Here is a 20,670-nt window from a genome sequence, read left to right on the forward strand (position 1 = left end):
GCGAGCGTCGCTGGGCTATCAGTTCCCCGCCGTGGTGTTCTTGCGCGAACTGGGCATGCCGGAGTTAGCAGCGAAAGTTCGTCAGAGTGTCTTCGATTCGTTTGCTGCACTTAGACGTTGACAGTGCTAACCAAAGAAAAATGCTTTGTTTTGAATCACAGGCCCGCGCGCTCGGTGCTTCCGCAGGGATTTTTCATACGGGACATCCTTGTCCCGATGAAAAACGGCGCGCATCCCTGCGCGCCGCCCTCCGGGTTTTCTATTGCCTTCGCTAGTGCCAAGCGACGCGCAGCAACAGCAAAGGCCAAAACCGTGCCAAGGATGGAATTTTACGTCGTCAACGGAAGACACGCCCCACCCGGGATTCGCGGTCGCGGCTCACGCCGCTCCTACAGTGGAAGGTCACCGTTGCCGTTGCCGTTGCCGTTGCCGTTGCCGTTAAAGCTTGGCGCAGTTCCAAACTCGCAATGCAATCGTAGACCCGGAGGGCGGCGCACAGGACGTGCGCCGTTTTTCGATAGGACAAGGATGTCCTATCGAAAAATCCCGGCGATAGCTGCGAACTCGCAGGGGAGCTTCGTCAAGGAAGGCCTCCCTTTGGTTAGCTTTCTTTTGGGCCAGCAAAAGAAAGTAACCCGGCCGCGTCAGCGGACGGAAGCTTTGCTCTTGCTTGAAGGCTGCGCCGGAGGCCGGCAGGACGATGTCGCGACTTGCGTCGCTCCTACAGGAGGCTACGGCCAGGAACGCCGCGAGGTTCGGGCAGCGCGGTCGCGGCTTGCGCCGCTCCTATCCTTAGAGCAACCACCGTTGTCTGAGCCGCTTCATGCCGCGATGACGACTCAAGCCACACGTCCTAGGACTTCTTCGACGCCTTTGCGCGAGCGCCGACGTACTCCGCCAGATGCTTGCCGGTCAGGGTCGACTTGGCCTTGACCAGCTCGGCCGGGGGCCCTTCGAAGACGATGCGGCCGCCGTCGTGGCCGGCGCCGGGGCCCAGGTCGATGATCCAGTCGGCGTGCGCCATCACTGCCTGGTGGTGTTCGATGACGATGACGGATTTGCCGGAGTCGACCAGGCGGTCGAGCAGGCCGAGCAGTTGTTCGACGTCGGCGAGGTGCAGGCCGGTGGTCGGTTCGTCGAGGATGTAGATGCCGCCCTTCTCGGCCATGTGGGTGGCGAGTTTGAGGCGCTGGCGCTCGCCGCCGGACAGCGTGGTCAGCGGTTGCCCCAGGCTGAGGTAGCCCAGGCCGACGTCAGCCAGCCGCTGCAGGATGGCGTGCGCGGCCGGCGTGTGCGCCTTGCCGGCGCCGAAGAAGGCTTCGGCCTCGCTGACCGGCATCGCCAGCACTTCGCTGATGTCGCGGCCGCCGAATTTGTACTTCAGCACCGAGGCTTCGAAGCGCTTGCCTTCGCAGTCCTCGCAGGTGGTCGCCACGCCGGCCATGGTCGCCAGGTCGGTGTAGATCACGCCGGCGCCGTTGCAGGTCGGGCAGGCGCCTTCGGAGTTCGCGCTGAACAAGGCCGGCTTGACCCCGTTGGCCTTGGCGAAGGCCTTGCGGATCGGTTCGAGCAGATCGGTGTAGGTCGCCGGGTTGCTGCGGCGCGAGCCGCGGATCGCGCCCTGGTCGACCGACACCACCGTCTCGTCGGCCGGCAGCGAGCCGTGTACCAGCGAGCTCTTGCCCGAACCCGCCACGCCGGTGATCACGCACAGCACGCCGAGCGGAATATCGACGTCGACCTTGCGCAGGTTGTGCTTGCTGGCGCCGCGGATCTTCAACTGGCCGCGCGCCTTGCGCACGTTCGGCTTGAGCGAGGCGCGGTCGTCGAGATGGCGGCCGGTCAGGGTGTCGCTGGCACGCAGGCCCTCGACCGTGCCTTCGTAGCAGACCGTGCCGCCGGCCGAGCCGGCGCCGGGGCCGAGGTCGACAACGTGGTCGGCAATGGCGATCGCTTCCGGCTTGTGCTCGACCACCAACACCGTATTGCCCTTGTCGCGCAGTTGCAGCAGCAACTCGTTCATGCGCTGGATGTCGTGCGGGTGCAGGCCGATGGTGGGTTCGTCGAAGACATAGGTGACGTCGGTCAGCGACGAGCCGAGGTGGCGGATCATCTTGGTGCGTTGCGCTTCGCCGCCCGACAAGGTGCCCGACGGCCGTTCCAGGGACAGGTAGCCCAGCCCGATCTCGACGAACGAATCCAGGGTATGCAGCAACTTGGCGAGCAGCGGCGCGACCGACGGTTCCTTCAGGCCGCGCACCCAGCCGGCGAGGTCGCTGATCTGCATCGCGCAAGCGTCGGCGATATTGATCTTGCCGATCTTCGAGGAACGCGCCGCTTCGCTGAGGCGGGTGCCGCCGCAGTCGGGACAGGCGCTGAAGGTCGTCGCCCGCTCGACGAAGGCGCGGATATGCGGTTGCAGCGCGTCGACATCCTTGGACAGGAACGACTTCTGGATCTGCGGGATCAACCCGGCATAGGTCAGGTTGATGCCGTCGACCTTGATCTTGGTCGGCTCCTTGTGCAGAAGATCATGCAGCTCTTTTTTGGTGAATTTTCGGATCGGCTTGTCGGGGTCGAAGAACCCGCAGCCGTTGTAGATGCGGCCGTACCAACCGTCCATGCTGTAGCCGGGGATGGTGATCGCGCCGTCGTTGATCGACTTGCTGTCGTCGTACAACCGAGTCAGGTCGATGTCGGAGATCCGGCCCATGCCCTCGCAACGCGGGCACATGCCGCCGGTGCGGTTGAAGGTCTGGCGCTTGGTTTCGCCCTTGACCGTGATCGCGCCGACCGCCTGCACCGAGGCGACGTTGAAGGAGTACGCGTTGGGCGAACCGATGTGCGGCTTGCCGAGGCGGCTGAACAGGATGCGCAGCATCGCATTGGCGTCGGTGGCGGTGCCGACGGTGGAGCGGGCGTTGGCGCCCATGCGCTCCTGGTCGACGATGATCGCCGTGGTCAGGCCGTCGAGCACGTCGACTTCGGGCCGCGCCATCGACGGCATGAAGCCCTGCACGAAGGCGCTGTAGGTCTCGTTGATCAAGCGCTGCGATTCGGCGGCGATGGTGCCGAACACCAGCGAACTCTTGCCGGAACCGGACACGCCGGTGAACACGGTCAAGCGGCGCTTCGGCAACTCGACGCTCAGGTCCTTGAGGTTGTTCACCCGCGCACCCTGCACGCGGATCAGGTCGTGGCGGTCGGCCGCGTGCGGCGCCGACGACGGCGTGGTCTTCCTCGTGGACTTGCTCATCGTGTCTCCATCGGTGGGGCGGAGCGCCTGCGCGGTCTGCGGCGGCGCGGTCTGGCTGGGACGGTCTGGCGGGCCGCGCTCGGCGGCACGGTTCCAACTGGTTGGGGCCTTACTGGACTCATGGCCCGCAGCATCGCCGCGGTTGCGGCGATGCTGCGTCGAATCGACACAGCGGCCGGCAGAGCCGGCCACCGTTCAAGCCATCCGATGCGCGGCGAGCACGCGCGGTTTACGACCCGCTTGCGCCGCCGCGTTTGCCGAACCACTTGTTCGCATACGGCAGCGCGAACAGGTACAGCCCGGAAAGCAGCAGCAAGGCGAGCGGCGCCAGCGGCACGTAGGATACCCAGACGATGGGCTTTTCCTGCGCCAGGGCGATGAAAGTCGCGATCACGGTCACCGTAAAGATCATCGAGAGCCAACGGTGGATCTGCCGAATCCATTTGTTCCAGTTCACGAGGACCTCCTGCGAAGACTGGCCATCCGGCCCCGGCGGATTGCCGGGCGGACGCGCTCAGTCGGTGATGGAAGCGTGTGGCGGCAATCGACGGCAACGTCGAGCGGTCGAGATCGATGCGTGGTCGCGGTTACGGTGTCGCGTTGACGCGAACGCCGGCCGTGTCGAGGCCGGCGCGGCGTCCATACCGAGGTTCGTGGCCGTGTTGGCGACTTCGCTGCGGATCATGGCGGCATTCGCCCGGCGGCTCAGCCCAGCTGGTTGATGCGGATCAAATTGCCGGAGGGGTCGCGCACCGCGCAGTCGCGAACGCCGTAGGGCTGGTCGATCGGCTCCTGGACGATCTCGGTGCCGGCCGCTTCCAGGCGTGCGAAGGTGCCGTCGAGATCGGGGGTGGCCAGGGTGATGATGGCGTAGGTGCCCTTGGCCATCATTTCGGCGATGGTGCGGCGCTCTTCGTCGGTGATGCCGGGGGTGGCAGCCGGCGGATGCAGGACGATGGAGGTCGCGGGCTGGCCGACCGGGCCGACGGTGATCCAGCGCATGCCGCCGTAGGCGACGTCCTTGCGCACTTCGAAGCCGAGCGTGTCGCGGTAGAACGTCATTGCCGCGTCCGCATCGTTGTGCGGGAGGAAACATGCGTGAATATTGATGTTCATGGCAGTCGTCCTGTGGGTTGGTTAGGAGCCGTCATGCTAGGTGCGGTTCGGGTTCGGCGCTTCTCGATTCCTGATCGATTCGATTTCTGCTTCGCCGCGGCCGGGTTGCGCGGTCGCCGCCGCCCTGATGCCGTCGGAGGCCGAGCGCTGCATCGGCCGGTTCGCCACGGCCAGGGCGGAAAGCGTCCGGCGCTGGGTCGCCGGCGTAGAAACGGATCGGACGATGCCTACGCGGCACCGGTACAGCGACGCCCTCTGCGTGGCATGTGGGGCTGCGCGAGTTCGCGATCAGGCCGCGCGCCGTCGTCACCCGCGCGATCCTGCCACGCTGCAGCGAGGGGCTCAAGCCGCCGGCGATGACCGGTTGGCCCTCGGATTCGCTGCCGCATCGGCATTCGCGGCGACCCGACTCGGCGCCCCGGGCCGCTCGCGACGCATGCGGACGCGTTGTCTCCGCAAACGAAACAGCCCGGCCGCATTCCTGCAGCCGGGCTGGTTTCGTCCTTCGAGGTCGGGCGCGGCGAATCTGCGAGGCGATGGATCGCCCGCACCCGGTCGAGGCCGAACCTCGCTTACGGGGTCAGAATCTCGTTAGCCGTGTTGGAGGCGCTGGCCGCGGTGCCGACGTTCTCCGACAGCAGGTAACCGCCGACGTCCACCGCCACGATGATCACCCAGTGCCACCAACGGCGCTTGCCGGTGCTGGACACACCGCCGGTCTCGGCCACGTGCTTGGCCCAGAACTGGCTCGAATGACGGGCGACGCTGAGTCCGCCGAGGATGGCCTTGCCATTGCGCGACTTGGCGTCGAGCTGGGCGATGGCTTCGGCTTCCAGTTCGGCGAACATGGCATCGGCCTGGTCCAGGTCGGCGGCCTTGGCGACGACCTGGTCGATACGCTCGAAGAAGGAGAACTCGTAGGCGCTGTAACGAGCGCGCTGCGACGCCATCTTCTGCGCCAGCGGCGTGGTCGGTTCGATCTCGAGGATCGGCTGGTTGGTCTTGACGAACTGCTCGGTCGACATGCCGGCGTCGAAACCGCACTTGTCGACCACATAGGCCAGGGAGGTGGCCTGGGTCGCTCCGGTGTCGAGCAGGCAGCCGAGGTACATGTTGTGCTGGATGCCGGCCGTGTCGACCGGGTTGCCGGCGGCGAATGCCGATGCACCGTAGGTGCTGCCCAACAGCAGGACGACTGCAGCGGCGAGAGACTTCGACTTCATTGGCGATTCCTTGCGAGGTGATGGATTCGGAGGGCTTGGCACGGACTGGCATGCCGTGCCTGGACTCGACGCCTGGGGAAGCGGCACCCGTTCCCCGGCGTCTTGGCGCTGGTGTGGCGCCGAATCCAAGCTAGGCAGCGCCGCCGCCGCCGCCAAGGACGAAACCGGGCCATGGCGGGAGCGAGGCGGGTCGAAAGCGGCGCGGGACCAGTTGCGGCGCAGGCGTCAGCGGTTTCGCAGGGCAGAGCACCGGCCCTCGCCGCGCGCAGCGAAGGCGCGATGCTATAAGAAACAAGGCCTTAGCCGAATTGATTCCCGTTTTATACCCGCGACCGAACTGGCATCCGCCTCATCGCTGCCCCTACTCTGGGTCGTACCCCTTTCTACGGATCGCCCATGTCCCTGTCCCGCGCAGTCGTCTCCTTCGCGTTCGGCGTTCTGCTCGTATCGCCCCTCGCCGGCCGTGCGCACGAAGTCGTGCCGGCCGATTGGTGCGTCAAGGAAAGAGAAACGCCGAAGATCGTCGCCAAGTTCGAATTCGACGGCCCGCAGTTGCACGAGCTGATGAACAAGTGCGGCATCGTCGAGAAAGAGGACGACTGGGACACCGCCACCGCGACCATCCTCAGCTATTGCAAGATCGTCGCGCCGTTGAAGGACGCCGTGCCGTTCGTGATCGGACCCAAGGAGTACCTGGACGGCAGCCACCACGAGCGCTATCGGCTCGAGCAGGGCCTGAGCGGCGCCTGCGCGGTCTGTCCGCCCAAACCCTGAGTGCCCCTTGAGTGGCGCTACCAGCGTTCCACTGACCGACGCGACAGGGAACGTCGCGCCGGTCAGACCAGGGCGTCGCGCCGGGTATAGGCCAGCACCGCATCGACGCAGTGCTGCAGCGAGATGCGGGCTTCGGCGCCAGCCCGTCGCAACGGCCGAGCACGAAATAAGCCGAACGCAGCACGTCGCGCCAGCGTGGGTTGCGCGGCAGCTTGGCGACGGTGAGATAGCGCTCCAGGGCGCGCGCGCGCAACCGGCCGTCGTCGATGTTGACCCGCCAGATCCGGCTTTTCTCGGCGAACTCCAGGCGGCTGGTGCCGGTCGTGCGTTCCCAGGCCTCGATGGAGGCCAGCATCAGCTCGACCAGGCTGCGACGAAAACCGTCGCGCACCGAGGGCTCGACGCTGTCGTCGGCCGGCTCGGCAACGACCTCATCCGCCGACGGCGACGGCGGCGCAGCGATTTCGCGATCCTGCGGTGCGAGCAGGACCAGGCCGTCGCCGCCCGACCAGGGTTCGAGCGTGGCGACCAAGGGCGCGCCGTCGCGTGCGGCGATCCGCAGCCGCTGCGCAGCGCTGTCCTCCATCCGCTCCAGCGCCGAGGCCAGGGCGGCGCGGCCGGCTTCGCCGACGAACGCCGACACCGGCTGCCCGACCAGGGCCTCGTCCTCGCCCGCCCCGAGCCAGAGCCGGCCGGCGCGGTTCACCGCCAGCACCTGGCCTTCGGCATCGAGCAGGCACAGCGGCTCGTCGCGGCTGTCCAGCAAGCCTTGCAGCAGGCTGCGGTCTTCGGCCAAAGCATCCGCTTCGCGCCGATAACGGGCGAGCTCTTCTTCATGACGGACGCGCTGCGCCTCTTCACGCAAACGCGCGCGCTGATGCCGACGCTGCTGCAACAGCAGGAAACCGAGCAACACCGCGACCGCCAGCGCCGCGGCGAAGCCCAACAGCAGGGTGCGCTGGCGAAACTGCGCGCTGCGCAGGCGGTTTTCGCTTTCGAGCGCGGCGATGGTGCGTTGCTGCTCGGCCGATTCGAAGCGGATCCGCAGCCAGTCCAACTGACGGTCGTGCTGCGCGTGCGCCAGCGCGATCGCCTTGCTGTAGGCATCGCGCAAGGTGGCGTTGGCGGCCGGCGCATCGCCGGCGCGTTCCTGAGCGGTGGCCAATTCCTGCAGCAGCGGCACCCGCATCGGGTCGCCTTCGGGCGTCGTCGCCAGGGTTTCGCGCAAGCGCGTCGCCGCGGCCGCGGTGGCGCCCGACAACTGCTCGGTACGGGCGAGCTGCAGCTGCAGCGCCGGCGGCAACGGCAGTTTCCAGGTGTCGGACAGGGCCAGCGCGGCAGCGCTCCAGCGCTGCGCCTGGGCCAGGTCGCCCTGCGCCAGTGCGACCCGGGTCAGGCCGTCGTGCACGCGCAATTCGTAAACCCGGTTGCCGCCTGCGCGGTACACGCCCAGCGCTTCCTGCAGCCAGGCCGAGGCCTGCTGCGCGTCGCCGCTGTCGAGCGCGACCTCGGCCATCGTCTCCAGCACGTGCGCGGCTTCGACCGGCTCGTCCTTGCCCCGGTACGAGGCCAGGGCCTCGCGGTAATAGCGCATCGCCGTGTCGGTTTCGCGCAGTTCGCGGTAGACGTCGGCGATGTTGTTCGAAACCGCGCCAGACACCTCGCCGCGCGTGCGCTGCAGATCGAGGCTGGCGGTCAGGCTGCGCAAGGCGCCGCGGAAGTCGCCGAGGCGACGCAGCGCGGCGCCGACGTTGCTGAGGTCGCGCGCGGTCGCGGCGGAATCGTCGAGCGCGCTCGACAGGCTCGCCGCGCATTCGAACCGGGCCAGCGCCTGCGGGATCCATTCGCGGCGGAAATCGAGGATGCCGCGCCGCCGCTCCAGTTCGTAGCGCAAGCCGGCATCGCCTTCGCCGCCGATCACCGCCTCGGCGCAATCGAGCGAGCGCTCGGCGTCCTCGATATGGCCGGCATCGAGTTGCGCCTTGGCCTGCGCGAACAAGGCTTTGACCCCGCTCTCGCCGGCGGCCTGCGCCGGCGCCAGCTTGGCCCGCTGCAGGCACAGCGCCGGTTCCGGCAACGCACGCGCCGGCGTGGCGCCCGGGCAACCGACCAACACGCCCTGCGCCCACGACCACTCGCACACCAGCAGCAGGGCCAGCATCGCCCAAGCGCGGCGGCGCTTCGATCCGGTGCTCACTTCGGCTTCGCGGTTCGGGCGCGAGGCAGAACACGACAAACGCATCAGACCATCCTTATCCGATCCCGGCACGAGGCGAACGCCAGCGTTCGCATGCGCCGGTAGCGGGCGCATGCCCGTCGCGTTCCCCTGCAGCTTCGATCAGCCCCGGGAAAAACTCAGCCCCATGCCGGTCCGCAGCGATCGGTGGCCGACGACGGAACGACCTGCGGAATTCGGCCGCCGGCATCGCTGCCCGGGAGACGGCGAAGCCTGCCCGCTTGCGCCGAGCCTCGCTACGCCGTCCGGCGGTTCGGCCGAGCTTAGCAGTCGCGGCGCATCGCCCAACAGGCGCGGCAACCGGTTCAGGTTCTCAGTTTTCGTGACCGGAACCGCGCAGCGCGACGCCTGCGACGCTCAACGCCGCAGCAGCGTCAGGGTTTCCTCGGCGAGGGTGCGGGTCAGTTGATAGGTCGACATTGCGCGGCCCAACCGCGCCGCCTGCCCCGACCATAGGGACATGAAGTCGGCGGCGCCGGCCGCCTCGGCCTGCACGCGCAGCGGCGCGAGCGCGCCGCCGGCACGCGGGAACGCCGGCGCGACCGTCGACATCGGCCCGAGCTCGCGCATTAGGCGGTTGACGATGCTGCGCGCCGGACGCCCGGTGAACAGATTGGTCAGCGCGGTCTGGTCGTCGCGTGCTTCAGCCAAGGCCTGGCGGTGCAGCGGCGACAGCTTCGCCTCCGGGCAGAACAGATAGGCGGTGCCGATCTGCACCGCCGCGGCGCCGAGCGCGAACGCGGCGACGATGCCGCGCGCATCGCCGATGGCGCCGGCGGCGATCACCGGCACCCGCACCGCATCGACCACCTGCGGCAGCAGCGCGAACAAACCGACCTGGGTCGAGACCTCGGTGTCTTCGCCGAGGAACAGCCCGCGATGGCCGCCGGCTTCGGCGCCCTGGGCGATGATCGCGTCGCAGCCGCGCGCTTGCAGCCAACGCGCTTCGCTGACGGTGGTCGCCGAGGACACGATGCGCGCGCCGGCCGCGCGCACGCGGTCGAGCAGCCGCGGCTCGGGCAGGCCGAAGTGGAAGCTGACCACTTCGGGCCGCACCTCTTCGACCAGTTCGCAGTAAGCGTCGTCGAACGGGGTGCGGTTCGAGGTCGGCACCGGCATCGCCGGGTCCAGGCCGAACTCGCGGTAGTAGACCGCCAGACGCTCGCGCCAGGCCGACTCGCGCGCGGGATCGGGCGGCGCCGGGCGATGACAGAAGAAATTGAGATTGAGCGGCCGATCGGTCGCGGCGCGGATCAGCCGGCATTGCGCATGGGCTTGTTCGATGCCGAGCAGGGCGCAAGGCAGCGAACCCAGCGCACCGGCCTGCGCGGCGCCGATCACCATGTCGGCGAGGGTCGGGCCGGCCATCGGCGCCTGCACGATCGGCAGCTCGATGCCGAACAAGTCCTGGATACGACGGTCGGGCCACATGGCGTCGTGCCTCAAACGGTAGATGCGAGGCCGCCAGGATGACACTGGCCGACGACGAGCGTCGCGACGCCGGTTGGCACGCTGCGTTGCAGCGCCTCACCGATCCGGCGCTGCACGCTCGCCCCAGACCGCGCCGGCCGGGTCGAATTCGGCATTGGCCATGCGCTCGCCGCGCCAACCGAAGCCGCAGATCGCCAGCGGCCCTTCGGCGAGTGGGTCCAGGCCGAAGGCTTGCTCGATGTCGACCTCGTTGATCGCCGAGGTCACGAACGCACCGAGCCCGAGCTCGGTCGCACTGAGGTACAGGGTCTGCGACAGATGGCCGCTGTCGAGCACCAGCGCGCGATAGGCCTTGGCGTGCTGGCGGTATTTCCAGAAGCTGCGTGCATAACGCGGCGTCAGCACCGCCATCGCCGGCGCATCGGCGAACCAGTGCTGCCCGGCCAGCGCGCGCAGGGCGAATTCGTGCAGCGGCGCCTGCGGTGCGGGCAAGGGTTCGAGCGCGTGATCGATCGCGTGGTAGTGATACAGCCCGGGCTCGACGCCGTCGACGCGTTGCACGATCAGATAAGCCTCGGTGGCGTGCAGGCCGCCCCCGGACGGCGTGTGCTTCTTGAGGAAGACGGTGTCGTCGTCGACCTTGACCAGGGCCTGCGCGGCGAACACCCGTTGCAGCATGTGCGCGAACAAGGCCTGCGACAGCGGGCGCGCGGCATCGAAGTTGCGGCAGGTGGAGCGGCGCGCGAGCAGCGCATCGAACTCGTTGCCGTCGGTCCGCGGCAAGCCGATGCGTTGCTCGGGCGGGCAATGTTCGAGCACCGGCGCTGGCGGCGCGCCGAGCTTGCGGCGCAGGTCGGCCACGGTATGCAGCTCGTTGGCGTCCATCGCGGCGACGGCGTCCAGGCCCTGCCAACGCGCCAGACGATGCAGCATCGCCGCCGGCGCAAACCAATGGCCGCTGCGCAGGCGTTCGTCGCGCTCGCGGCAGGCGATGCGCTGCGCACTCGCATCGGCCGCCTCGCACAGCACCAGGCCGGCGTCGAGCAATCGCGCCAGCGCCGCGTCCTCGGCCGCGCTCAACCCACTGGCTTCGACCCAGTCGCTCGGGCTCAGGCGTCCGAGCAGTTCGCGTTGTCCGGCGTCGATCTCGACCTCGCCGTCGAGATGGGCGGCGAGCGCAAGCCAACGCAGATGGCGCGACAGGCCGGCGCCGCCGGACAGCAGCGACGACAGATCGAAAGCCACCCGCTCGCGCGGCTCGAGGAAAAGCACGGAGCAGCGGCGGATGCGCATCGAGAGTCCCTGGGCGGCGGCGATGATCGCGGCGCGGCGGGCGGATCGCCGCCGGCCGGTCACGCGGGCTCCGTATCATGCCCATCGCGGCGACGCCCTTCCAGCGTGCGCGTCGCAGCTGAACAGGTACGGCGCGCGCGCCGCATACTCAGCGCCGACCGGCCATGCGAGCACTCGAATGGCCGGCGATTCTGCGTTTTTGCGTGCTACGCGGGTGAGCGGATGCTGTTCGCCGCTCCCCAACAGCGATAAATTCGGCCGCAGACAGGCCCGCAACGGGTCTTCACAAGGGGAAACAGATGTCTATCGATAAGAATCAACAGAACGGGCACCCGCCGCTGGCACCCGAAATCGCCGACCGATTGCTCGATCTGCTCAGCTCGGACGACAAGTTCCGCACTGAATTCGCCAAGGATCCCGGCGCCGCATTGCAGAACAGCCTCGGCCTCGCGCCGCAGCAGACCCAGGCCGCGCTGGCCGGCGCCAGCTGCCTGCGGGTCAACTCGCTGGCCAGCAAGGAAGAAGTGCAGGCTGCGCGCGACGAACTGCGCGGCAACCTGACCGCGACCGGCACGCATACGGTGGTGTTCATGCTCGAAGTCGGCCAGGTCCAGGCCAGCCTCGGCGGCGGCTCGGGCGGCAGCACTCTGGCTTGAGTGCAGGCGCGACGGGAGGCGGGGGCCTGCCGTCGCGCTGACCGATCGTATCGGTCGGCAAACACCAGTTCGGAGCACCAGTTCGAATCGACCGGCCTGCGCATCCGCGCAGACCAGCGCCGCCGTGCGGGTCAGCCGCCCGGCTTGATCGCAGCGACGGCGGCGGCTTTCGCCATATCGCGCTGCGCCGCCGAAGCATCGGCGACGTTCATCGCCAGATACACCTGGCCGCCGGCCGGATCGGCGTAAGCGCGGCCGCGATGGGCGGCGATCCAACGGGTTTCGGTCGTGGCCTCGTCCTTGCGGCCGGCCGCGAGCAAGGCGTCGCGCAAGGCAACGTGGGCCTGGAAGGGTTCGCTGCCGTCGCTGAGGCCGCGCAATTCGCGGATCGCCTCGTCGGGCTTGCCGGCCAGGCGCAACTGCTCGGCGCGCGCGACCTGCAACAGCTTGCGCGACAGGCCGCTGCCGCTGCCGTTCACCGCTTTGACCACGCGCGGCAACAGGCGTTCGGCCAGGGCCCGGTCGCCCTGACGCTGGGCCAGGCGCAGCGCGGCCAACGCATTCAAGGCCAGGTCGTCCTGATCGGCGCTGTTGGGCTTGCCGGCATCGGCCAGCACCGAGTCGGCGAACAGCTCGATCTCGGCCGAGGCCGGCGGGTCCTTGCCGGACACGCTGCGCACGACCAAGTCGGTGAAGCGCAGCGGATGCCGGACCAGGATGCTGGCGCTGCGCGAGGCCCGCGCCGCTTCGCGCGCGATTTCGGCGGCCTTGGCGTACTGGCCCTGGTCCAGCGGCACGGCGATGCGCTCGAACTGGTCGACCAAGTTCCCGCTGACGACATGCCCCTGCTCGGTCAGCGAATCGAGGATGCGGTTGGCCTCGTCGAACCGGCGCATCGCCGCCAACGCCGAGGCATGGCGGCGGTTGGGCGCGTAGTGGCCGCTGAGCTCGGCCTGCTTGAACGAATCCAGTGCCTTGGCATAACGCTCTTGCGACAGGTGGATGCGCCCGGCCAGCTCGAAGGCGACGTTGCGCAAGGGCTCCTGCGGCGCGGTCGCGGCGGTGGTCGCGGCCAGCGCACTGTCGAAGCGGTTGGCGAGGAACTCCGACCAGGCGTATTGATAGCGCCCGGCGAAGTAATCCGGATACACCCCGGCCAGCAACTTCCACTTGCCCGGCGCATGCAAGGAGGGCTGCGGACCGAACTCGGCCGCCCAGGCGTCGAGATACAGGGCTTCGCGCGGGGTCAGGTGGTCGCGCAGTTCCTGCGCGCGCTCCAGGTAGGGCCGCGCGCTGTCGGTGTCGGCGTTGCTGACGTAGACACGCATGATGCCCATGTGCGCCAGGGCGAAGTTCTGGTCGATCTGGACCGCGCGCTGGAAGTACTGCTGGGCCTCGTCGAACTGGCGATGGGCGTAGGCCTTGCTGCCGAGCGCATAGGCGCGCAGCGCATCGAGGTTGCCGGTCGCCACCTTGGGCAGCGGTTCGGAATCCTTGTCGATGCTCTTGAGCGCTTCGCCGAGCTTGCCGCGCAGCGCGGTGGTGACCTCGTCGATCGAGGTCAGCGCCGAGGCCGCACCGACGCCGTCGGCCGACTCGGCATACACCGTGGTCTGGGTGTGCGGGTCGATCACCTCTGCGCTGACCCGCACCCGGCCGCCGACTTCGGCCACCGTCGGCAGGATCACCGCGCGCGCGCCGTCGCGCAGCGCGATCTCCGAAGCGACCGCGCGGTCGAGCACGGTGTCGACCTTGCGCTGCATGCGGTCGAGGGTGTCGCGCGCCTTGAGGTCGGACAGCACGTTGACGTAACGCGATTGCTCCAGGCTGATGCGGAAGGCCTGTTCCAGCGAATCGTCGAGCACGCTCTGCCCGGTCAGATTGCGCAGGTCGCCGACCACCACCCAGTCGCGCTGGTTGAAGGCGATCGCCGGCTGCGGCCGGGTCGCGAACCACACGCCGGTGCCGATCATCGCGAGCAAGGCGACTTCGGCGGCCAGCGCGGCTGGACGCCGCCACAAGGGAATGTCGCGCCAGGCCTTGGGCCCGTTCGGCGGCGCCCGCAACGGCGCGATGCCGGGCTCGCCGACTTCGTAGATTTCCTGCGGCTCCGGCACGCCCTTGAAGCGCCAGCGGCCGTGCGATTTCCACAACAGTTGCTGGCCGCGTTCGCCGAGCTCGCGCGCGGCGCGGTGCGCCAGCGGCTCGGCGATCGCCGACAGCAGGATCTGGCCGGGACGCGCGGTCGCCATCAAGCGGCCCGCCATCGGCTTGGCCAGGCCTTCGACCTCGACCGGCTTGGCGCCGACCCGCACCGCCTCGTCGCTGTTGCGCCAGGTCAGCACTTCGCCGACGTGCAGGCCGGCGCGGGCCTGCAGGATCAGTTTGCGCGGCGCGCCGAGTTCGCGCAGGCCGCGGGCATAGTCGAGGGCGAAACCGAGCCCGTCGATGGGCCGCTCGAACAGCAGCAGCAAACCGTCGGAGCGGTCGATCAGGCGGCCGCGCCAACGCTGCTGCAACTGCAGCACCAGGCGGTCGTGCTCGCGGAACAACGACGCAGCCGGACCGTCGCCGAGCCGTTCGACCAGGGTGGTCGAATCGCACAGGTCGGTCAGCAACAACGTCCGCAATTGCGGCCCGTCGGCGTTGGGTCGGTGGGCGTCGTTCATGACGGCATCCTTGTCGACGCGGCTCATGCCGACGTCAGTTCCGCGTCCTGCCAATGCACGCGATTGCCGCCCAATCGCTTGGCCTGGTACAGCGCGCCGTCGGCGTGCGCATACCAGTCATTCCATTCGTGTTTCGCGCTGACCAGGCAGGCGCCGACGCTGACCGGACAGATGGTCGGCGGCGATTGCGGGATCAGCAGCAGGCCGTGCACGGTCGAGACGATGAAGTCGGCGAAGCGCATCACGTCCTGGCGCGTCGAGGCCGCGACCAGCAGGCAGAACTCGTCGCCGCCGAGCCGGCAGGCGATGTCCTCGGGGCCGGCCACCGAGCGCAGGATGTTGGCGACGCTCTGCAGCACGCGGTCGCCGACCAGATGGCCGTGGTCGTCGTTGACCTGCTTGAAGCGATCGCAGTCGATCAGGATCAGGCCCATCGTGTCGGGCATGCCGACGCTGCGGCTTTCCTGCAGGTGCAGGGTCAGGCCGCGACGGTTGTACAGGCCGGTCAGGTCGTCGGTGCGGATCAGCTCTTCGGTCTGGTTGAGCTGGTGGGTGGTCGCGTACAGGCTGTCGAGCGCCGCTTCCAGGTCCTGGTTGCGGCGGCGCAGGCGCCGGATCAGGCTTTGTTCGTTGAGCACCACCCGCATGATCGCGCGGCGCAGGAAATACGAAACCAGGGACGGGTCGCGATCGACCAGACGCTGGAACTCCTCGTGACGCAACTCGACCAGCAGGCCGTCGGTGGCGGCGATCGCGTCGGCGCTGCGGGCGTGGTCGCCGATCAGCAGGCCGAGCTCGCCGAAGAACTCGCGCACGCTCAGGCGCTTGGTGACCAGGTCGTCGCCGAAGTCCAGGACGATCGCGCCGCGCGCGATCACGAACATGGTGGTGCCGAGTTCGCCGCGGCGGAACAGCACCTGCCCGGCCTCGACCCGGCGCGGCCGCCCGATCTCGGCGAACAGCTCGAATTCGCCGGGCGTCAGCACGGCCATAGCCACGTCCGTTGGCGCCGCGGTCGCTGTCGAGTTGTCGGTTTCGCGGCCCATCGAGGGCACCGCCATGTCGCGATTCATCCCGATCTCCCCACACCCCTCATCCTGTGGGGTTCCACCAGCAGGATAGCATCTGGTCTGAACTGCTAACGCGGGTTTGGGGCCGAAACGGCCAGCCCCGCGCCGATCTCCGCGGCCCATTGCGCGGTCGATACGTTGCAATAGCGTGGCAGCGGCGACCAAGCGTTACGCAAAGGAAACACCGCGCAACTAGGGGTTTTCGCTAAAAGCGCCGGCCGCGGCAAAGTCGCGGCGGCCTGTTCATGCGCGGCTCCGGCCCCTGCCCTCGCCCGGCCGCACACCGACATAGACCAATTGGTTATATGCGACCACCGGACCCCAGCGGCGGTCGCCGCGCGACCGTCCGGCCTGGGTCCGGCTCGGCTCGAGCCTCGGCCTGCGCGATCCGCCACTCGTTTCCGGTGCCTGGTCTGTTCTCGCGATCGCCGGCCCCTCCAAGCGACGCACAAGAGAAGGACGGGACGGTGCACGCCGGCTGTCGGGGTAGCTCGGCGGAGCATCGACCTGGACGACGTGCGGGCTTGGGGCGCCAGGCCACTGTCGCCTGCCGCACGGATCGAAGTGCGCGTCGAAATGCGCGCGTCACCGACGCCGCCGCGACGCCCCCACAACGAAGAAGGGCCCCTTGCGGAGCCCTTCCTCGTCCCTATCCCCTTGCGACGTGCGGACGACGGCTCAGGCGGCGGCCTTGCTGTCGTCGTGGAACTGTTCTTCCTCGGTCGAACCCTTCAGCGCCACGGTCGAGGACTGGTTGCCCTGGATCGTCTGAGTCACCGCGTCGAAATAACCGGTGCCGACCTCGCGCTGATGCTTGACCGCGGTAAAGCCCTTCTCGGCGGCGGCGAACTCGGCTTCCTGCAGTTCCACGAACGCGCTCATCTGGCGGCGCGCATAACCGTGGGCGAGGTTGAACATGCCGTAGTTGAGGCTGTGGAAACCGGCCAGGGTGATGAACTGGAACTTGTAGCCGTAGCCGGCGATTTCCTTCTGGAACTTGGCGATGGTCGCGTCGTCGAGGTTCTTCTTCCAGTTGAAGCTCGGCGAGCAGTTATAGGCCAGCAGCTTGCCCGGGAACTTGGCATGGATGGCCTCGGCGAACTTGCGCGCGAACTCCAGGTCCGGCTTGCCGGTCTCGCACCACACCAGGTCGGCGTAAGGCGCATAAGCCAGGCCGCGGCTGATCGCCTGGTCGAGACCGTTGCGGGTCTTGTAGAAACCTTCCACGGTGCGCTCGCCGGTGGCGAAGGGCTGGTCGTTCGGGTCGATGTCGGCGGTCAGCAGGTCGGCGGCTTCGGCATCGGTGCGCGCGACGATCAGGGTCGGCACGCCCATGACGTCGGCCGCCAGGCGCGCGGCGACCAGCTTCTCGACCGCTTCGCGGGTCGGCACCAGCACCTTGCCGCCCATGTGGCCGCACTTCTTGACCGAGGCGAGCTGGTCTTCGAAATGCACGCCCGAGGCGCCGGCCTCGATCATGCCCTTCATCAGTTCGAAGGCGTTGAGCACGCCGCCGAAGCCGGCTTCGGCGTCGGCCACGATCGGCTGCAGGAAGTCGACGTCGCCGCCGCCTTCCGAGCACTGGATCTGGTCGGCGCGCAGCAGGGTGTTGTTGATGCGGCGCACGACCTGCGGCACCGAGTTGGCCGGGTACAACGACTGGTCGGGGTACATCTCGCCGGCGATGTTGGCGTCGGCGGCGACCTGCCAGCCCGACAGATAGATCGCCTTGAGGCCGGCCTTGACCTGCTGCATGGCCTGGTTGCCGGTCAGCGCGCCGAGCGCGTTGACGAAGTCTTCGGTGTGCAGGGACTTCCACAGCTTGTTGGCGCCGAGCTTGGCGATCGAATGCTCGACCGGCACCGTGCCGCGCAGGCGCACCACGTCTTCGGCCGAGTACGGACGGGTGATGCCGGCCCAACGCGGGTTGCAGGCCCAGTCGTTACGGAGTTGATCGGCGGTCGGCAGGGTGTGGCTCATGACTTCGATTCCTTACGTATGGGTCGTGTGACGTGGGGTGTGGTGTGGTTGTGGGTAGGAGCGGCGCTAGCCGCGTCCTCGGGTTGGCGACGTAGTTGCGGTGCCACGGTCGCGGCTGGCGCCGCTCCTACCCCAAAAACGGGTCAGTCGATACGTTCGTAGGCCGGCAGGGTCAGGAACTCCGCGAGCGTGTCGGCATGGGTCAGCGCGTCGAGCATCGCGATGGCTTCGTCGAGCTTGCTGCCGCCCGGCAGCTTCATGCGGTCGGCGAGCTTGCTCGGCAGGCCGATCAGGGCGCGTTCGAGCAAGGCGAAGTCGAGCGGCGTGCCGTCGTCGAGGAACAAGCCGTCGGCGTGCAGCCACTGCCACAGCTGGGTGCGGGCGATCTCGGCGGTGGCGGCGTCTTCCATCAGCCAATGGATCGGCACGCAACCGTTGCCTTCGAGCCAGGCGGCGAGGTAGCGCACGCAGACTTCGACGTTGCCCTCGAAACCGCTGCGGGTGATGGTGCCGAACGAGGGCTTGACCAGGTCGTCGCGGATGATCAGCACGTCGTCGCGCAGCACGTGCTGCTGGTGCGGGGTCGGCATGCGCTCGTCGAAAATGCGCATGGCCAGCGGGATCAGCGCCGGGTGCGCGACCCAGGTACCGTCGTGGCCGGCGGTGACTTCGCGCAGCTTGTCGGCACGCACCTTGGCCAGTGCGGCCTCGTTGGCGGCTTCGTCGCCGCTGATCGGGATTTGCGCGGCCATGCCGCCCATCGCATGCGCGCCGCGCTTGTGGCAGGTCTGGATCAACAGTTCCGAATATGCACGCAGGAACGGCTGGGTCATGGTGACCTGGCCGCGTTCCGGCAGCACCTTGTCGCGGTGCGCGCGGAAGGTCTTGAGGTAGGAGAACACGTAGTCCCAGCGGCCGCAGTTGAGGCCGGCGATGCGGCTGCGCAGCGCGTGCAGGATCTCGTCCATCTCGAACACCGCCGGCAGGGTCTCGATCAGCACCGTGACCTTGATCTGGCCGGCGGCCAGGCCCAGCGCGCGCTCGACGTGGTCGAGCACCTCGTTCCACAGCTGCGCCTCTTCCATCGACTGCAGCTTGGGCAGGTAGAAATACGGGCCGCGGTCCTTGGCGACCAGCGCAGCGGCGTTGTGGAAGGCGAACAGCCCCAGGTCGAACAGGCCGCCGGAGATCGGCGCACCGTCGACGCGCACATGCTTTTCGTCGAGGTGCCAGCCGCGCGGGCGCACCATCAACACCGCCTGTTCCTCGAACGGCTTGAGGGTGTAGTGCCTGGAGCCGTCAGGAGCCATCCAGTCGAGGGTGCCGGCGACCGCCTTCTTGAGCGCGCGCTGGCCGGTCAGCAGATTCGCCCAGGTCGGTGCGGTGCTGTCCTCGAAGTCGGCCATGTAGACCTTGGCGCCCGAGTTGAGGGCGTTGATGACCATCTTCGGATCGCAGGGGCCGGTGATCTCGACGCGGCGGTCGAGCAAGGCGGTCGGCAGCGGCGCGACGCGCCAGTGGCCAGCGCGGATCGCGGCGGTGTCGTCGCGGAAGTCCGGCAGGCCGCCGGCGTCGAAGTAGGCCTGGCGCTCGCGGCGGGCGGCGAGGCGGGCCTGGCGCACGGGCTCGAAACGACGGTGCAGCCCGGCGAGGAACTCGAGGGCGGCCGGGGTCAGCAATTGCTCCTGTCCGGCCAGGGTGGCCGTGAGCTCGATGCCGTCACCCGGCTGACGTTGCTCCTGTTGCGGTTGCTGCCATTGCGCGATCACTGCCGACATCGGTGCGACTCCTGGGGATCATCCTTGGTGGGGATCTGGCGGCTCCCGACGAGCCGGCCTCTTGCCCCAGACCATGCGCTGGCGTCTTGTATTTGACAATCAAGTTTTTTCAATGCATATCATTTGAGTAACTTATATGTAGTTCTCAAGTGGCCACGACACGCAGCCTAAGTCCGCGATTTGCTTACAAAGGCGACCGGCTCAAGCCGCTGCGCGCCTTCTGCCAGACCGCGCGCCTGGGCTCAGTCTCACGAGCTGCTGAGGCGCTCTATCTGAGCCAGCCGGCAGTCACCCTTCAGCTTCAGGCGCTGGAACGCGAGATGGGCGTGCGCCTGCTCGAGCGCAGCGGCCGCCGCCTGGCCCTGACCCGCGAAGGCCAGGAACTGTACGAACTGGCCCGGCCCCTGGTCGAAGGCCTGGACGCCCTCGACGGCACCTTCCGCGAACGCATCCGCGGCCTGGACGCGGGCGAGCTCAACGTCGCCGCCGGCAGTTCGACCATCCTGTATCTGCTGCCGAAGATCGTCGAAGCCTTCCGCGCGGCCCATCCCGAGGTCCGCCTCACCCTGCACAACGTCACCGGCGCCGGCGGCCTGGACCTGCTGCGCTCGGACGCGGTCGACCTGGCCGTCGGCTCGATGCTCGACGTGCCCGGCGACCTCAGCTACGCCCCGGTCTATCGCTTCGAGCCGATGCTGATCACCCCGCGCGATCACCCGCTGGCCAAGCTCGACACCCTGACCCTGCAGGACCTCGGCCCCTACGGCCTGATCCTGCCGCCGCAGCGGCTGACCACCTACCGCATGGTCGACGTGGTGTTCCAGCAGAACCGGGTGCCGTACACGGTCGCGCTCGAAGTCGGCGGCTGGGAGGTGATCAAGCAATACGTGGCGATGGGGCTCGGCATCAGCATCGTCACCGCGATCTGCCTGACCGACGCCGACCGCGCGCGGCTGTCGGCGCGCTCGCTGGCCGAGTATTTCCCGTCGCGCAGCTACGGCGTGGTGGTGCGCAAAGGCAAGTATCTGTCGCCGCAGGCGCGCGCCTTCACCGAGCTGATCCAGCCGGACCTGTTCGTGCGCGGCGATTACTACGCGACCGGTCAGTCCGATCGCTGATCGCGGCAGCTGATCGCTCGTTGCCGATCGGGCGAATACGACGGGGCGGGAGCTCGCGCCCCCGCCCCGC

13 protein-coding genes are annotated in these 20,670 nt (G+C 68.2%); 2 read left to right on the forward strand and 11 right to left on the reverse strand.

Annotation, left to right across the window (positions count from 1 at the left end):
- Nucleotides 1–853: 853 nt before the first annotated feature.
- From ACTOWK_RS20205 to ACTOWK_RS20235, 7 genes are all read right to left on the reverse strand, one after another.
- Nucleotides 854–3,256: an ATP-binding cassette domain-containing protein gene (locus ACTOWK_RS20205; protein WP_441331886.1), complete on the reverse strand. Its 2,403-nt coding sequence runs from the start codon at nt 3,254–3,256 to the stop codon at nt 854–856.
- 229 nt (nt 3,257–3,485) lie between these two features.
- Nucleotides 3,486–3,713, reverse strand: a complete 228-nt coding sequence (locus ACTOWK_RS20210; RefSeq protein ID WP_441331887.1) for a hypothetical protein — start codon at nt 3,711–3,713, stop codon at nt 3,486–3,488.
- 248 nt (nt 3,714–3,961) lie between these two features.
- Nucleotides 3,962–4,372 (reverse strand): VOC family protein, encoded by a 411-nt coding sequence (locus ACTOWK_RS20215; protein ID WP_441331888.1) that lies wholly within the window; start codon nt 4,370–4,372, stop codon nt 3,962–3,964.
- A 572-nt stretch (nt 4,373–4,944) separates the two neighbouring features.
- A complete protein-coding gene (locus tag ACTOWK_RS20220; RefSeq protein WP_441331889.1) occupies nt 4,945–5,595 on the reverse strand; it encodes a hypothetical protein in 651 nt (216 codons plus the stop codon).
- A 625-nt stretch (nt 5,596–6,220) separates the two neighbouring features.
- Nucleotides 6,221–8,611 (reverse strand): PAS domain-containing protein, encoded by a 2,391-nt coding sequence (locus tag ACTOWK_RS20225; RefSeq protein WP_441331890.1) that lies wholly within the window; start codon nt 8,609–8,611, stop codon nt 6,221–6,223.
- Nucleotides 8,612–8,962: 351 nt separating this feature from the next.
- Nucleotides 8,963–10,036, reverse strand: coding sequence for an NAD(P)H-dependent flavin oxidoreductase (locus tag ACTOWK_RS20230; protein ID WP_441331891.1), 1,074 nt, complete (start codon nt 10,034–10,036; stop codon nt 8,963–8,965).
- 96 nt (nt 10,037–10,132) lie between these two features.
- Complete coding sequence (locus tag ACTOWK_RS20235; protein WP_441331892.1) at nt 10,133–11,329, reverse strand: putative peptide maturation dehydrogenase; 1,197 nt, start codon at nt 11,327–11,329, stop codon at nt 10,133–10,135.
- Nucleotides 11,330–11,628: 299 nt separating this feature from the next.
- Between ACTOWK_RS20235 and ACTOWK_RS20240 the strand changes: the two genes are divergently transcribed.
- Nucleotides 11,629–11,985: an NHLP-related RiPP peptide gene (locus ACTOWK_RS20240; protein WP_441331893.1), complete on the forward strand. Its 357-nt coding sequence runs from the start codon at nt 11,629–11,631 to the stop codon at nt 11,983–11,985.
- 131 nt (nt 11,986–12,116) lie between these two features.
- Here ACTOWK_RS20240 and ACTOWK_RS20245 read toward each other — a convergent pair whose 3' ends face one another.
- The 4 genes from ACTOWK_RS20245 to aceB form a co-directional block, all read right to left on the reverse strand.
- A complete protein-coding gene (locus ACTOWK_RS20245; RefSeq protein ID WP_441331894.1) occupies nt 12,117–14,654 on the reverse strand; it encodes a putative peptide modification system cyclase in 2,538 nt (845 codons plus the stop codon).
- Nucleotides 14,655–14,677: 23 nt separating this feature from the next.
- Nucleotides 14,678–15,715, reverse strand: a complete 1,038-nt coding sequence (locus tag ACTOWK_RS20250) for a GGDEF domain-containing protein (protein ID WP_441331923.1) — start codon at nt 15,713–15,715, stop codon at nt 14,678–14,680.
- A gap of 687 nt (nt 15,716–16,402) precedes the next feature.
- Entirely contained in the window at nt 16,403–17,704 is a 1,302-nt protein-coding gene (gene aceA / locus ACTOWK_RS20255; RefSeq protein WP_441331895.1) for an isocitrate lyase, read from the reverse strand.
- Nucleotides 17,705–17,847: 143 nt separating this feature from the next.
- Nucleotides 17,848–19,482, reverse strand: coding sequence for a malate synthase A (gene aceB, locus ACTOWK_RS20260; RefSeq protein WP_441331896.1), 1,635 nt, complete (start codon nt 19,480–19,482; stop codon nt 17,848–17,850).
- 149 nt (nt 19,483–19,631) lie between these two features.
- On the opposite strand from aceB, the gene ACTOWK_RS20265 reads away from it, so the two are divergent.
- Nucleotides 19,632–20,600 carry a LysR family transcriptional regulator gene (locus ACTOWK_RS20265; RefSeq protein ID WP_031371358.1) on the forward strand — a complete coding sequence of 323 codons (969 nt, stop codon included), beginning with the start codon at nt 19,632–19,634 and terminating at the stop codon, nt 20,598–20,600.
- Nucleotides 20,601–20,670 lie beyond the last annotated feature (70 nt).

This window comes from Lysobacter sp. CA196 (assembly GCF_052078695.1).
GTDB lineage: Bacteria > Pseudomonadota > Gammaproteobacteria > Xanthomonadales > Xanthomonadaceae > Lysobacter.

Bases quoted from the DNA above. Each gene is read 5' to 3' on its own strand.
- ACTOWK_RS20205 (WP_441331886.1), bottom strand. From the start codon at position 3,256: ATGAGCAAGTCCACGAGGAAGACCACGCCGTCGTCGGCGCCGCACGCG.
- ACTOWK_RS20215 (WP_441331888.1), bottom strand. From the start codon at position 4,372: ATGAACATCAATATTCACGCATGTTTCCTCCCGCACAACGATGCGGAC.
- ACTOWK_RS20220 (WP_441331889.1), bottom strand. From the start codon at position 5,595: ATGAAGTCGAAGTCTCTCGCCGCTGCAGTCGTCCTGCTGTTGGGCAGC.
- ACTOWK_RS20225 (WP_441331890.1), bottom strand. From the start codon at position 8,611: ATGCGTTTGTCGTGTTCTGCCTCGCGCCCGAACCGCGAAGCCGAAGTG.
- ACTOWK_RS20230 (WP_441331891.1), bottom strand. From the start codon at position 10,036: ATGTGGCCCGACCGTCGTATCCAGGACTTGTTCGGCATCGAGCTGCCG.
- ACTOWK_RS20235 (WP_441331892.1), bottom strand. From the start codon at position 11,329: ATGCGCATCCGCCGCTGCTCCGTGCTTTTCCTCGAGCCGCGCGAGCGG.
- ACTOWK_RS20240 (WP_441331893.1), top strand. From the start codon at position 11,629: ATGTCTATCGATAAGAATCAACAGAACGGGCACCCGCCGCTGGCACCC.
- ACTOWK_RS20245 (WP_441331894.1), bottom strand. From the start codon at position 14,654: ATGAACGACGCCCACCGACCCAACGCCGACGGGCCGCAATTGCGGACG.
- ACTOWK_RS20250 (WP_441331923.1), bottom strand. From the start codon at position 15,715: ATGGCGGTGCCCTCGATGGGCCGCGAAACCGACAACTCGACAGCGACC.
- aceA (WP_441331895.1), bottom strand. From the start codon at position 17,704: ATGAGCCACACCCTGCCGACCGCCGATCAACTCCGTAACGACTGGGCC.
- aceB (WP_441331896.1), bottom strand. From the start codon at position 19,482: ATGTCGGCAGTGATCGCGCAATGGCAGCAACCGCAACAGGAGCAACGT.